A 14,225-nucleotide genomic window follows, 5' to 3' on the forward strand; every position below is an offset into this window, starting at 1 on the left:
ATGAAAACACCCGCCAGCCCAACCGCCACCGCGGACGCACGCCGCCAATTTCTAAAACTCTCCGCCATGTTTACGGCCGCGGGTGCGCTGCCTCTGCTGCAAACCTACAACAAAGCCATAGCCGCCGAGCCCAGCGCTCCCCTGCGAATCGGCTATCTGGCCGTGACCGATTCCACGCCGCTGCTGGTCGCACACCACAAGCGCTTTTTCCAGGATCAGGGGCTGGAAGTCGACCCGCCACGCCGGTTTCGCAGTTGGGCGCAAGTAGTAGAAGCGTTTTTAAGCGGCCAGGTCAACGTAGTGCACCTGCTCTCGCCCATGACGGTATGGGCCCGGTACGGCAGCCAGGCACGCGCCAAGGTGGTGGCCTGGAACCATATGTCGGGCTCCAGCCTGACGGTGCTGCCCGAGGTGAATCAACTCACGGATCTGGGCGGCAAGACCGTTGCCATTCCGTTCTGGTACTCCATCCATAACGTGGTGCTGCAATACATACTGAAGAACCAGGGCATCGAAGCGATCAGCGACGGCACGCCTGGGCCGAAACAGGTCAAGCTGGTGGTCATGTCGCCCGCCGACATGCTGCCTGCGCTATCCACCCGGCAGATCGCAGGATATACCGTTGCAGAGCCGTTCAATGCGTCGGCCGAATTGCTCAAGGTGGGCAAGATCATGCGGTTTACCAGCGACGTGTGGAAGGACCACGCTTGCTGCGTGGTGCTCATGCACGAAAACGACCTGGAGCAGCGTCCAGCCTGGTCGCAAAAGGTGATCAACGGCATCGTGCAAGCCCAGGCCTGGATCCTCGATCATCGCGACGAAACGGCGCACATTCTGTCCAAGAGCAACCCTGACCATTACACGCCGCACAGCTACGAAACGCTAGCCCGCGTGCTTGTGCCTCATCCAGAGCAAAACGCTTTGTACGAGGCGTCGGGCGCCATCCGCCATCCTGACTGGAAAGAAAAACGCATCGACTTCCAGCCCTTCCCTTTCCCCAGCTACACCGAAGCGCTGGTGTCGATGCTCAAAAGCACATTGGTTTCCGGCAAAAACGATTTTTTGCAGGCGCTGGACCCTGCCTTTGTAGCCAAAGATCTGGTCGACGATCGCTTTGTCAGAAAGGCTATTGCCGCAGTAGGCGGAATGTCGGCCTTCGGCCTGCCCGACTCGTTTACCCGCCGCGAAACCATTGAGGCGTGAGCCTTATCATGCGCGCGAACGTCAAACTCACCCAATCCAGCGTCCGCCTGGGGCTAAGCCTGCTGGGCCTGGCTACTCTGCTGATGGCATGGTCGATCGCCACACGATGGCTTGGCCAAAGCGTGGCGCTCGCCGGCCTGCTCGGTCCCGGCCACACGTTCGAAAGCCTGTATCAGCTCGTGGTGCAAAACCAGCTCACCGTGCACACGCTCATCAGCCTTAAACGCGTACTTGTCAGCCTGGCTCTTGCGTTGGGGTTGGGAGTGCCTATCGGGCTGGCCGTGGGAACATCGCGCGCGCTGCACAACAGTACCAGCAGCGCATTCCAATTCTTGCGCATGATCTCGCCGCTATCGTGGATGCCCATCGCCGTAATGGTGTTTGGCATAGGCGACGCGCCTATTTATTTTCTACTGACCTTTGCCGCCATCTGGCCGATCATTCTGAACACAGCGGCGGGCGTGCGCCAGATCGATCCGAAATGGCTCATGCTGGCCCGTAGCCTGAGCGCAACGCGCCGGGAGATTTTGTTCAGAATCATGCTGCCCGGCATATTGGGAGACATCCTGACCGGCCTGCGCCTGGCCATCGGCATCGTCTGGATAGTCCTGGTACCCTGCGAAATGCTGGGCGTCAGTTCGGGGTTAGGCTATTTTATTCTCGACACGCGCGACCGCCTTGCCTATTCCGAGCTAATGGCGGTTATCGTGCTGATCGGCGCATTGGGGTTCTTGCTTGACGGCTGCGCCCAGAAACTGCACCAGCGCTGGACGCATCAGGCGGGTTGATCGCAAGAGTTGAAATAGCGTTTGAGGTTGGAGACGGCAGCCACAAGGGCTGCCGCTACAACTGCGTACCCGTGAATAATTTAGCGCCATCTGTAGCGGCAGCCCTTGTGGCTGCCATTTTCAACAACGGTAGCGCCGTGGCCGGTTAAGGTGGGGCGGGCGACTCGGGCACGCCGGGCGGATGGACGGCTTCGGGGAGGCAAGGCGCGCGCTGTTTGAGTGGGAGCTTGCGAATAGCCCAGTGGGCTATTCGCCCCACGAGTTCGCGCGCCGCCCCGAAGCCGCCCATCCGCCCGGGGAGTTCTGGCGAAGCCAGAACCGTGCACGTCGGAGCCTGACCTACCTTAATCGGGTGCGGCGCGGGGCTAGAAGGTTTTATAACCAAGATACGGCGATGTAAAAAATGCCATCTGCAGCGAATGCCACCCACAAGGGGTGGCGCTACAAGCTACCGCTACAAACGCGAATCAAGCGGCGATCACTTCCAGCTTGGCCACGCCCAACGCCAGAGTTTTGGGGCCGACGTCGCGAAACTGAATTTGCGCCTGCGCATCCTGGCCGCTGCCGCTTAGCCCGATAATCGTGCCGTCGCCAAATTTTTGATGATGCACGCCTTGGCCAATGCGGAAATGCTGGTCGCCCACCGTCACGCCCGAGGTCAGGCTACGCGGCGCGCGTGGCGCAATGGTGCCGCTAGACGGGCGATTGTAGGCATCGCCACGGCGATAAGCGCCGCCCCCCGCGCTCGACCGAGCACCCGAGCCGGTATCATCGCCCCATGTTGCAGCGTCCCGGGCCAAACCGGCCTTGGGGGTCAGCCACTTAAGATGCTCTTGCGGAATCTCGTCCAAAAACCGCGACCGCATGGCGTAGCGGGTCTGGCCGTGCAACATGCGGCTTTGGGCCAGGGTTATGTACAAACGTTCGCGCGCGCGCGTGATGGCCACATACATCAGGCGGCGTTCTTCTTCCAGACCGGCAGGTTCAAGCAGACTGTTTTCATGCGGAAACAGGCCCTCCTCCACACCGGTAATAAACACGGCATCGAATTCCAGCCCCTTGGCGGCATGCACCGTCATAAGCTGCACCGCATCCTGGCCCGCCTGAGCCTGATTGTCGCCCGCTTCGAGCGAGGCATAACTTAGAAATGCCGCCAAAGGCGACATGGTCTGCTCGAGCACCGCCCCGGCAAACCCGGAATCGTCCAACGCCCTGATGGGTACATCGGCTGCATCGAGCTCGGCCGGCTCATCCGTACCCAATACCTCTGGAGGCGTTGCAGGAACAGGCTGCTCGATCATGCGTCCGGCGGGCAAACCCTCGAAATTTTCCTCGGCCGCAAACACCGTGGCCGCATTGACCAGCTCCTGCAAGTTTTCCAGGCGTTCGGCGCCCTCTTTTTCATTCTGATAATAGTTGCGCAAGCCACTGTGATGAATCACATGTTCGATCAGCTCGGGCAACGACACCACCTGCGCCTCATGGGCCATGCTTTCAATCAGCGCCGCAAATTTCAACAGGTTGCCGCCGCCTTTGCCGCTCATCAAAGGAACGGCCTGGCACAAGCTGATATTGTGCTCGCGCGCCAGATCGGCCAGTTGCTCAAGCGTGCGCGCACCTATGCCTCGCGTGGGGAAATTGACGACCCGCAGCCACGAGGTATCGTCGTTGCGGTTATCCATCAGCCGCAAATAGGCCAGGGCGTGCTTGACCTCCTGGCGTTCAAAAAACCGCAAACCGCCATACACTTTGTACGAAATACCTGCTGAAAACAAGGCATGCTCGATAACGCGGGATTGTGCATTGCTGCGATACAGCACCGCAATCTGGCTGCGCAGGCCGCCATCGTGGATGAGCGCCTTGATTTCGTCTATAACCCACCGAGCCTCGAGCAGGTCGGACGGCTGCTCGGCCACGCGCACCGGCTCGCCCGCACCTTGCTCGGTCCACAGGTTTTTGCCCAGGCGCGACGTATTATGGGCAATCAGCGCATTGGCCGAGTCCAGGATATGACCGTAGGACCGATAGTTCTGCTCCAGGCGTATCACCGTGCCACGCGCATAGTCGCGCTGAAAGTCGGCCATATTGCCTACATCGGCGCCGCGAAAAGCATAAATCGACTGATCATCGTCGCCCACCGCAAATATCGATGCGCCGCCGCCCGACAGTAGAATCAGCCAGCGATACTGCAAGGCATTGGTATCCTGAAACTCGTCAACCAGAATATGCCGGAAGCGCCGCTGATAATGTTCACGTATGGGAGCATTACGCTGCAACAGTTCGTAGGAACGCAGCAACAGTTCCGGGAAATCGACCACGCCGTCGCGTTCGCATTGCGCCTGATACAGTTTATATATCTCAATCAGGCGGCGCCGATGATCATCCCAGGCCTCGATATCGCTGGGGCGTTCACCCTGCTCTTTAGCACCATTGATGAATCGCTGCACGTCGCGAGGCGGGTACTTTTCGTCGTCGATCCCCGCACCCTTGAGCAAGCGCTTGATAGAGGCCAGTTGATCGGCGCTATCAAGAATCTGGAAGGTCTGGATCAGGCCGGCATCCCGATAGTGGGCGCGCAACATGCGATTGCACAGCCCGTGGAACGTACCCACCCATAGCCCTCGCGTATTGATAGGCAAGAGACTCGTCAGGCGCGTAAGCATTTCACGCGCCGACTTGTTGGTGAACGTAACGGCCAACAGCCCAAACGGACTGGCCTGACTGGTTTGAATCAGCCAGGCCATGCGGGTCGTGAGTACTCGGGTTTTGCCGCTCCCCGCACCGGCCAGAACCAGTGCGTGTTGGGGAGGAAGTGTGACCGCGGCTTGTTGTTCGGGGTTAAGGCGATCGATCATGCCGCGTAGCGGCGCAACCGATAGGCGAACTGCTCAAGGCCTTCAATGCCGCTTTGCTGTGCGCGCTGGCACCAGGCTTGCAAGTCGCCAAGCAACTGCTCGCTGCTCGCGCTGGAGCTTTCCCACAAACGCACCAGTTCACGACGCATTTGCACCAGCGTCGACAAGGATTGATTGCCGGCCAACACCGAATCGAGTTCTACGCGCTGGGCAGGCTCGAGCGCGTCGTCGGTACGGCTAAGGACATCCTTGGCACGGCTAAGCAATGACCAGCGGCAATCGGCACTGCCTTCTTTACGGCTGGGCTTGAGCTTGGCCAGCTCTTCGCTGGCGGCCTTTTTTACCAGGTCGGTATACCGCGCGAGAATTTCGTAGCGATGCGTAATGACGCCTTGCAAGGTGCTTAAACTAACCGACACAGTGGCCGATGCGGGTTCGAGCTTGAGCTTGGGAGCCAGCTTCTTGACCGTGGCCAGATGAAAGAAACGCAGCACCGTAATATAGCCCCAGCCTATGTCGAATTCGTACCATTTAGTCGAAAACTTGGCCGAAGTGCCATAGGCGTGATGGTTGTTGTGCAGTTCTTCGCCGCCGATAATGATGCCCCATGGCGACACATTGGTGCTGGCATCGGGGCAGGCATAGTTGCGATAGCCTATGAAATGGCCCAGGCCATTGACCACGCCGGCGGCCCAAAAGGGAATCCAGGCCATTTGAACCGCCCAGACGGTCAGGCCCAGAACACCAAACAGCGAAAGATCGAGCGCCAGCATGATCAGCACGCCCAGCAGGCTATGCCGTGTATATACATTGCGCTCGAGCCAATCGTCGGGCGTGCCGGTGCCAAAGCGCTTGAGCGTTTCGGCATTGTTGGCTTCTTCGCGATACAGCTCGGCACCGCGGAAGAATACCTTGCCTATGCCAAAGACAACCGGCGAATGAGGATCGCCATCGCGTTCGCACTTTGCGTGGTGCTTGCGATGGATAGCCACCCACTCTTTGGTGACCATGCCTGTAGTCAGCCACAGCCAGAAACGAAAGAAATGCATCACTGCGGGATGAAGATCAAGACCGCGGTGCGCCTGGCTGCGATGCAGAAAAATAGTGACCGCAGCGATGGTGATATGGGTAATCACCAGCGTGACCAAAGCGACCTGCCACCAGGATAATTGGAGGAAGCCGCCAGAGAGAAACTTCAAGGTATAGTCCATAGCCGTTTATTTGGGCCTCGCAGTGAATACACCCGGTAGTTTATCCCACTTACCCCCTGCTTGACAGCTAAATTTCAGGAAGGCCCCCAGGGAAATCAGGCGCCAAGTCAGGCACTAAGCGGGTAAATCCGGCTTGGCACGCTCCATGACCGCGGCAAAAAAGCCATCTGTGCCGTGGCGGTCCGGGCGCATGGACAGATAAGGCCCTGAAAGTGTCAGATTTTCGCAACGATCAAGCACCACTTTGCTGGCATCGACCAGCGTAAAGTCGGGATTTTCAGCTAAAAAGGCCTCAACTTGCCGTTCGTTTTCTTCCGGCAGCAAGCTACAGGTGGCATAGACCAGCCGCCCTCCCGCCGCCACGCAGCGAGCCCCCTGCCGCAAGATGCGCGCCTGTACGGCCATCATTTCGGCGAGCGACTCCGGGTGCTGACGCCATTTCAGGTCGGGATTGCGGCGCAAGGTGCCCAGACCGCTGCACGGCGCGTCGATCAGCACGCGATGAGCCTTGCCGGCCAGACGCTTGACGCGCTGATCATTGTCGGCGCTGATGACCACCGGCACCACGTTGGACAGGCCGCTGCGCGCAAAGCGCGGTTTGGCCCGCGCCAGGCGGGCCGCCGAGACGTCAAACGCGTACAACCGGCCTGTAGAGCGCATCAGCGCACCCAGCAGCAGGGTCTTGCCGCCGGCTCCGGCGCAATAATCAATGACCATCTCGCCCCGCTTGGGGCCAACCAGCGCCGCCAGAATCTGGCTGCCCTCGTCCTGAACCTCGATCTCGCCGCTTTCGAACATCGGCCAGCGATTCACCGGCGGACGTCCCTGCAGGCGTATGCCCCAGGGCGAATAAGGAGTCGGTTCGGGATCGAAACGCAGCGCGCCGCCTTCGCGCATTTTCTTCAGCATCGTCGGGCGATCGGTTTTCAGGGGGTTGACACGCACATCGAGCGGCGCCGAACGATTCAGCGCTTCAATCAGCGCATCGGCATCCTCCAGCTCGGCCAACCGCTCGTCGAGCCAGTCGGGCAGGCTGTGGCGGATGGCGCGCGGCAGGCTTTGAAGATCGATACGCAGCACATGAGCCAGCCAATGCTGCTCTTGCTCGGCCAGGCCCGCATTCAGGACATCGTGGCTGAACACCGAAACCAGGCCCAGAATGGCCAGACGGCGCGTGGCCGGTCCGGTCCCGCTTTCCGCATAATGGCGATAGCGGCGCAAATGACGCAATACGTCGAATACGGCCCCGGCCACTTCACCGCGGTCCCGCGCGCCCAGCTTGGGGTGCGCCCTCAGCCAGTGCGACAGCGTGGCATCGGCGGGGTATTCCCACTGCAGTATCTCGCCCAGAACGCTGCGCACCTGCTCGATCCGCACAGCCGACATGACATAGCGCGGAGCGCCGTCGGAGGTGGCCGCACGCGACGCGCCTGGCGCAGCTGCGCTTTGCCCATCTTTGGCGCGGCGTTCGCCGTCGGGGCGCAACAACCGGCTTTCGGCGGCACGCCGCCGGTTCTCGGCGCCCCGGGTCTGGGCTCGCGTCGGCGAGGAGCGGGCGGCTTTTTCTGCTTTGTTCATCAATTTTTACTCGTTGTAATCCAGGGTGATTCGGGGCCTTGCGGCGCAATGGCAAAGGAGCGGCTGGCCACCCCGCGCACATGCACGCGCTGCATCGCGTCCAGCGAAACCCGGCCCTCGGCCAGCCAGCGCACCACCTGCGCATAAAGATGATGCTCCACGCCCAGAACCCGTTCGGCCAGCGTATCGGGCGTGTCGTCGGCCAGCACAGGCACCGCGCCTTGCGCCACAATAGGGCCATGATCGAGCACCGGCGTCACAAAATGAACCGTGCAGCCATGCCACTGCACACCGGTTGCCAGAGCCTGCTGATGCGTATGCAAACCGGGAAACGCCGGCAGCAGCGAGGGGTGGATATTAAGCAGCCGCCCATTGAAATGTTCGACGAACTCGGGCGTCAGCACGCGCATGAAACCGGCCAGCAAAACATAATCGGGACGATAGGCGTCGATCGCTTGAGCAAGCGCCTGATCAAATTCTGTGCGCGTGGCGTAATCGCGATGAGCCACCAGTTTAGCCTGTATGCCATGCGCATGCGCCCACTCCAGGCCCGAGGCATTGGCTTTATTGGCGATAACGGCACAAACTTCGGCCGGCAAACCCTGTGTGCGCACCGTATTGACGATGGTTTGCATGTTTGAGCCGCGTCCGGAAATCAGCACCACCAGGCGGCAGTTGGAAGAGGTTATGGCAGGCAAAATAAATATTCCCAAGCGAAGGCGGTGCAAAATTGTAAACTCTCGGGTGTGAAATCCGCTTCAAAAATTTATCGTTCCCTTCCGCGCTTCGATTCTGACCGCCCCAGCGCGGTGACCATCGGCAATTTCGACGGTGTGCACCGGGGCCACCAGGCCATACTCGCCCGCGTCCATGCACTGGCGGCCGAACGCGGCTGGGCGCCGACCGTAATGACCTTCGAGCCGCACCCACGGGCCTATTTTGCCACGCGCGGGCAACGGCCCGAGCTTATTCCCACGCAAATCAGCAGCCTTCGCGACAAAATCTGGTCGCTCGCGCACCACGGCATCGAACAGGTGGCGCTCGAACGGTTTAACCAGAGGCTGGCCGAGATGTCGGCCGAAACGTTCATTGAACAACTGCTGGTGCGGGGGCTGAACACGCGCTGGCTTCTGGTAGGCGCCGATTTTCGCTATGGGCACAAGCGCAGCGGCGATATCGACTTGCTGCGCAAAATGGGTGCAAAGCACGGCTTCGAGGTGGAAACCATTGCCGATGTGGCCGACGAAAACGGCCATCGCATTTCGAGCTCCGAGGTGCGCACCGCCCTGGCGGTGGGCGATCTGGAACGCGCCGCGCATCTGCTGGGCCACACGTACCATATCAGCGGCCATGTCATACACGGACAGAAGCTGGGCCGCAGCATCGGCTACCCCACGCTGAACCTGCGCGTCCCGCCGCTGTGTGCGGCGCGTTCCGGCGTCTATGTCGTGCGCGCCCACGGCCTGGCCGCACACGCCATCCACGGCGTAGCCAGTCTGGGAGTGCGCCCCACCGTCAGTGACAGCAGCCAGGTATTGCTTGAAGTCCACCTTCTGGACTGCAGCCTGGACGCATACGGTAAACTTACACGGATCGAATTCCTCAGCTACCTGAGGGATGAAGAAAAATTTCCTGACCTACCCACCATGATCGCCGCCATCGACATCGATGCGCAAAACGCTCGTGATTATTTCGCCCTCCATGGACTATAGAAACACACTCAATTTGCCCGAAACCTCTTTCCCGATGCGTGGCGACCTTGCGCGCCGCGAACCAGGCTGGATTGCCCAATGGGAAGAAAATAAAGTCTATGCGGCCATACGCCAGGCCAGCCGGGGCCGACCCAAATTCATACTGCACGACGGCCCGCCCTACGCCAATGGCGATATACACATCGGCCACGCCGTCAACAAAATCCTGAAAGACATCATAGTCAAAAGCCGTTCGATGGCCGGTTTCGATGCGCATTACGTGCCGGGCTGGGACTGCCACGGCATGCCGATCGAAATCCAGATTGAAAAAAAATACGGCAAGAGCCTGCCGGTGGCCGAGGTGCAGGCCAAAGCCCGCGCCTATGCGCTCGAGCAGATCGACCGCCAGCGCAAGGATTTCAAGCGCCTGGGCGTACTGGCCGATTGGGACCATCCCTATCTGACCATGAATTTCAGCAACGAAGCCGACGAGCTGCGCGCGCTGGCCCATATTCTGGACAAAGGCTATATCTACCGCGGGCTCAAACCCGTGAACTGGTGCTTTGATTGCGGTTCAGCGCTGGCCGAGGCCGAGGTGGAATATGCCGATCGCAAGGACCAGGCGGTGCATGTGGCATTCAGATTCGGCGACCGTGAAAAGCTGGCCCAGGCGTTCGGCCTGCCCAACGTGGAAGACGGCGCCATTGTCATCTGGACCACCACGCCCTGGACGCTGCCCGCCAACCAGGCCCTGAACCTTCATCCCGACATCGATTACGCATTGGTCAAGCTCGATCAGGCGCGCGCAACCGGCTCCATGCTGATTTTGGCCCACGATCTGGTCGAATCGTGCCTGAACGAATGGCACCTTAGCGGTCACGTGCTGGCCACGACCAAGGGCGCGTCGCTGGCAGGCCTCGAATTCAAGCACCCGCTCTACGATCTGGACGAGGGCTATCAGCGCATGGCGCCGGTTTATCTGGGCGATTACGTTACCCTCGAAGCGGGGACCGGCGTGGTGCACTCCTCGCCCGCTTACGGGATCGAAGACTTCTTGTCGTGCAAAGCCCACGGCCTGCAGGATTCACAGATCCTGAACCCGGTGATGGGCGACGGCCACTACGCACAGAGCCTGCCTGTATTTGGCGGCCTGATGATCTGGAAAGCCAATCCGAAAATTGTCGAAGCGCTGGAGTCGGTGGGCAGCCTGCTCAAAGTCGAGACCCACAAGCACAGCTACATGCACTGCTGGCGGCACAAAACGCCCATCATTTATCGCGCCACGAGCCAATGGTTTGCCAGTATGGACCGGCCACCGAAAACCGGAAAATCGCTGCGCGAAACCGCTTTGGCCGGCATCGATCAAACCGATTTCTTCCCCGCCTGGGGCCGTGCCCGGTTGCATGCCATGATTGCCAATCGCCCCGACTGGACCTTGTCGCGCCAGCGCCAATGGGGTGTGCCCATGGCCTTCTTTGTACACAAGGAAACGGGCGAGCTGCATCCCCGCACGGTCGAGCTGATGGAACAGATTGCACAACGCGTGGCGCAGCATGGCATTGAAGCCTGGCAGTCGCTCGACCCACGCGATCTGCTGGGTGACGAAGCCGACCAATACGTCAAGAACCGCGATACGCTGGACGTTTGGTTCGACTCGGGCAGCACCCACGCAACCGTGTTGGGCGGCCAGAACCATACTGTCCACGGCTCGCACGCCGACGAACTGCAATGGCCCGCCGATCTGTACCTGGAAGGTTCGGACCAGCACCGCGGCTGGTTTCACTCGTCGCTGCTGACCAGCTGCATGCTGTATGGCCGGCCGCCCTACAAGGCCTTGCTCACGCACGGCTTCGTGGTGGACGGCCAGGGGCGGAAAATGAGCAAGTCGGTGGGCAATGTGATTGCACCGCAAAAAATCTCTGACTCCCTGGGCGCCGAAATCCTGCGCCTGTGGACGGCCTCTACCGATTATTCCGGCGAACTGTCGATTTCCGACGAAATTCTCAAACGCGTGGTCGAAGGCTATCGCCGCATCCGCAATACGCTCAAGTTCCTGCTGGGCAATCTGCAGGATTTCAATGCTCAAACGGATGCGGTGGCGCCCGCTGAAATGTTCGAGATCGACCGCTACGCGCTGGCCATGACCGCAAGCGTGCAAGCCGATGTGCTGGCCAATTTCAATCGCTATGAATTCCAGCCCGCCATGTCGCGCCTGCAGATTTTCTGCTCGGAAGACCTCGGTGCGTTCTACCTCGATATACTCAAAGACCGCCTGTACACGGCCGATAAAAACAGCCTGGCGCGGCGCTCTGCGCAAACGGCTATCCATCACATCACCCATTCGCTCCTCAAACTCCTGGCACCCGTTACTTCCTTTACCGCCGAAGAAGCCTGGAAAGATCTGCACACCGGCCACGAAACGGCCAGCATCTTTACCGAACTCTTCCACACCCTGCCCGACCTGGCCAACGCCCAGGCCCTGATCGAGAAATGGAATCGGCTGCGCGAAATCCGTGGTCATGCGATGCGCGAGATCGAAGCCGTGCGCACCACTGGCGGGATCGGCTCATCCCTGGCAGCCGAACTGGATGTGTACGCCAGCGGCGACGATCATCGCCTGCTCGCTTCGCTGGAGGACGATCTGCGTTTCGTCTTTATCGTGTCGCGCGCCACCTTGCATGAGGCGCCCGGCGATCTGCGCATTGTGGTCAGTCCCAGCCCGCATAAAAAATGCGAACGCTGCTGGCACCATCGCGCCGACGTGGGTGCCGACCCCGAGCATCCCGAAATTTGCGGTCGCTGCGTCGACAACCTATTCGGCCTGGGCGAACTGCGCCATCATGCCTGAGTCGAATCACGTCGACGGCGCCATTGCCGCAGCCGCACGGCGACAAAGGAATCGCCTGCGCTTCTGGGCATGGATACTGGGCGCCATTCTAATTGTCGTGGTCGATCAGCTCAGCAAAGGCTATTTCAGCGCTCACCTGCCCTATGCGCAGCGCTGGCATGTACTGCCCTTTTTTGACTTCACCCTGCTGCACAATAGCGGCGCGGCATTCAGTTTTCTGGCCGAAGGCCACGGCTGGCAGCGCTGGCTGTTTACGGCTATTGCGCTGGGTGCCGCCGGGCTGATCATTCATCTGCTGCGCCGCAGCCCCAATCAATGGCTGTTCTGCTCCTCGCTCATGACCATCCTGGCGGGAGCCGTCGGCAACGTCATAGACCGCATCCAGCACGGATACGTCATTGATTTCTTCCTGTTTTATTGGAATAGCTGGTATTTTCCGGCCTTTAATGTGGCCGATGTCGCCATAACCTGCGGCGCGATCCTTTTAATTCTCGACGAGTTTCTGCGCTGGCGGCGCGAACGCAGCAAGCCGGCCAAGGAATAGAATATCCACGAACCATGTAGCGACAGGCCTTGTGCCTGCCATCCATGCAAGATGCTGTCCTGACTATTAACGATTTTGCCACCCACAAGGGGTGGCGCTACAAGATATTCTGACTGATACCTTATAAAACCACTACGATATTCCTACCAACCCTCTGTATTTCGCAGGTAGACTTCTGTGACATTAGATCTGGCGCAAAAACGCATTATCGTGGGCTTGACGGGTGGGATTGCCTGCTACAAGACGGCTGAACTCGTGCGGCGCATCATCGAACGCGGTGCGATCGTCGACGTCGTCATGACCGAGGCCGCCACGCATTTCATTACCCCTGTCACGCTACAGGCGCTGTCGGGGCGCCCGGTATTTCTGGATACCTGGGATGCCCGGATACCCAACAACATGGCCCACATCGACCTGAGCCGCGGAGCCGATGCCATCCTGATCGCTCCGGCCAGCACCGATTTCATCGCCAAACTGGCGCAGGGTCTGGCCAACGATCTTTTATCCACGCTATGCGTGGCCAGAGGCGCATGTCCACTGCTTATTGCGCCAGCCATGAATCGCGAAATGTGGCAGCATCCGGCCACAGCGCGCAACGTTCGTCAAATTCAAGCCGATGGCGCCCAGGTACTGGGCCCAGGCGTGGGCGACCAAGCCTGCGGCGAAGTCGGCAGCGGCCGCATGCTCGAACCCAACGAACTGCTGGCCGAGCTGATCGCCTCCTTCCAGCCCAAGGTCCTGGCGCAACGTCGAGTGGTCATCACCGCCGGACCCACCATCGAAAAAATCGACCCCATCCGCGTCATCAGCAACCGCTCTTCGGGCAAAACCGGCTACGCCATTGCACAGGCGGCGCGCGAAGCCGGCGCCCAGGTAACCTTGATCTCGGGGCCCACGGCCTTGCCTGCCCCTTATGGCGTCGCACGCATCGATGTGGAAAGCGCACGCGACATGCGTAGCGCGGTCATGCACGCCATTGCCGACACCGACCTGTTTATTGCCGTAGCCGCCGTGGCCGACTGGCACGTGGCCAACGCCACCGATAGCAAGATTAAAAAAACCGGCGCGGCGGGCGCACCTTCACTGGAATTCGCGACCAACCCCGACATCCTGGCCGAAGTGGCGGCGCTCCCGCACGGCCCGTGGTGCGTCGGTTTTGCCGCCGAAACCGAAAACCTGCATGAATACGCCCAAGCCAAACGGCGGCGCAAGGCGGTCCCCCTGCTGGTGGGCAATCTGGCGCAACACGCCATGAACGCCGACATCACCGAACTCGTGCTGTTCGACGACCAGGGATCGCACCCGCTGCCGGTCCTACCCAAAATCGAAGCCGCGCGCCAACTGATTCAGGCCATTGCCAACCGACTTCCACGCCTCATTGCTTAAACTTTTTACTGCCATGTTTATTATCGATGAGCAGGTAGTCCCGGTAAATGGCAGCCACAAGGGCTGCCACTACATTTCCGGCATCAAATGCCGCGTTGGAACAATCGCCTTAAATCTTCTG

General features: G+C 60.0%; 10 protein-coding genes. 6 read left to right on the forward strand and 4 right to left on the reverse strand.

The annotated features are described in order from the left end of the window. Together EDC26_RS14530 and EDC26_RS14535 are read left to right on the forward strand one after the other, a co-directional pair. Positions 1–1,203 carry an ABC transporter substrate-binding protein gene (locus EDC26_RS14530; RefSeq protein ID WP_132583874.1) on the forward strand — a complete coding sequence of 401 codons (1,203 nt, stop codon included), beginning with the start codon at positions 1–3 and terminating at the stop codon, positions 1,201–1,203. A gap of 8 nt (positions 1,204–1,211) precedes the next feature. After that, positions 1,212–1,991, forward strand: a complete 780-nt coding sequence (locus EDC26_RS14535; RefSeq protein WP_132583876.1) for an ABC transporter permease — start codon at positions 1,212–1,214, stop codon at positions 1,989–1,991. Positions 1,992–2,458: 467 nt separating this feature from the next. Here EDC26_RS14535 and EDC26_RS14540 read toward each other — a convergent pair whose 3' ends face one another. From EDC26_RS14540 to purN, 4 genes are all read right to left on the reverse strand, one after another. After that, a complete protein-coding gene (locus EDC26_RS14540) occupies positions 2,459–4,846 on the reverse strand; it encodes a UvrD-helicase domain-containing protein (RefSeq protein ID WP_132583878.1) in 2,388 nt (795 codons plus the stop codon). Continuing rightward, positions 4,843–6,057, reverse strand: a complete 1,215-nt coding sequence (locus EDC26_RS14545; RefSeq protein ID WP_132583880.1) for a DesA family fatty acid desaturase — start codon at positions 6,055–6,057, stop codon at positions 4,843–4,845. The genes EDC26_RS14540 and EDC26_RS14545 overlap by 4 nt, the downstream gene beginning before the upstream one ends. A 114-nt stretch (positions 6,058–6,171) precedes the next feature. After that, the gene (locus tag EDC26_RS14550) at positions 6,172–7,443 is read right to left on the reverse strand and encodes an RsmB/NOP family class I SAM-dependent RNA methyltransferase (protein WP_341802618.1); all 1,272 of its coding nucleotides are present in this window, start codon (positions 7,441–7,443) and stop codon (positions 6,172–6,174) included. Positions 7,444–7,634: 191 nt separating this feature from the next. Further along, the gene (gene purN / locus EDC26_RS14555; protein ID WP_132583884.1) at positions 7,635–8,333 is read right to left on the reverse strand and encodes a phosphoribosylglycinamide formyltransferase; all 699 of its coding nucleotides are present in this window, start codon (positions 8,331–8,333) and stop codon (positions 7,635–7,637) included. Between the two features lie 48 nt (positions 8,334–8,381). Between purN and EDC26_RS14560 the strand changes: the two genes are divergently transcribed. The 4 genes from EDC26_RS14560 (at position 8,382) to coaBC (ending at position 14,104) form a co-directional block, all read left to right on the forward strand. After that, entirely contained in the window at positions 8,382–9,347 is a 966-nt protein-coding gene (locus EDC26_RS14560) for a bifunctional riboflavin kinase/FAD synthetase (RefSeq protein ID WP_132583965.1), read from the forward strand. Continuing rightward, complete coding sequence (ileS, locus tag EDC26_RS14565; RefSeq protein WP_132583963.1) at positions 9,337–12,174, forward strand: isoleucine--tRNA ligase; 2,838 nt, start codon at positions 9,337–9,339, stop codon at positions 12,172–12,174. The genes EDC26_RS14560 and ileS overlap by 11 nt, the downstream gene beginning before the upstream one ends. Further along, positions 12,167–12,718 carry a signal peptidase II gene (gene lspA / locus EDC26_RS14570; RefSeq protein WP_132583886.1) on the forward strand — a complete coding sequence of 184 codons (552 nt, stop codon included), beginning with the start codon at positions 12,167–12,169 and terminating at the stop codon, positions 12,716–12,718. The genes ileS and lspA overlap by 8 nt, the downstream gene beginning before the upstream one ends. Positions 12,719–12,895: 177 nt before the next feature. Then, a complete protein-coding gene (coaBC, locus tag EDC26_RS14575; protein WP_132583888.1) occupies positions 12,896–14,104 on the forward strand; it encodes a bifunctional phosphopantothenoylcysteine decarboxylase/phosphopantothenate--cysteine ligase CoaBC in 1,209 nt (402 codons plus the stop codon). The last annotated feature ends 121 nt before the right edge of the window (positions 14,105–14,225 follow it).

This window comes from Paralcaligenes ureilyticus, assembly GCF_004346225.1.
In the GTDB taxonomy this organism is placed as follows: domain Bacteria; phylum Pseudomonadota; class Gammaproteobacteria; order Burkholderiales; family Burkholderiaceae_B; genus Paralcaligenes; species Paralcaligenes ureilyticus.

Excerpts from the sequence above, each read along its gene's own strand:
- lspA (WP_132583886.1), top strand. The coding sequence starts at position 12,167 with ATGCCTGAGTCGAATCACGTCGACGGCGCCATTGCCGCAGCCGCACGG.
- EDC26_RS14545 (WP_132583880.1), bottom strand. The coding sequence starts at position 6,057 with ATGGACTATACCTTGAAGTTTCTCTCTGGCGGCTTCCTCCAATTATCC.
- EDC26_RS14535 (WP_132583876.1), top strand. The coding sequence starts at position 1,212 with ATGCGCGCGAACGTCAAACTCACCCAATCCAGCGTCCGCCTGGGGCTA.
- EDC26_RS14540 (WP_132583878.1), bottom strand. The coding sequence starts at position 4,846 with ATGATCGATCGCCTTAACCCCGAACAACAAGCCGCGGTCACACTTCCT.
- ileS (WP_132583963.1), top strand. The coding sequence starts at position 9,337 with ATGGACTATAGAAACACACTCAATTTGCCCGAAACCTCTTTCCCGATG.
- EDC26_RS14550 (WP_341802618.1), bottom strand. The coding sequence starts at position 7,443 with ATGTCGGCTGTGCGGATCGAGCAGGTGCGCAGCGTTCTGGGCGAGATA.
- EDC26_RS14530 (WP_132583874.1), top strand. The coding sequence starts at position 1 with ATGAAAACACCCGCCAGCCCAACCGCCACCGCGGACGCACGCCGCCAA.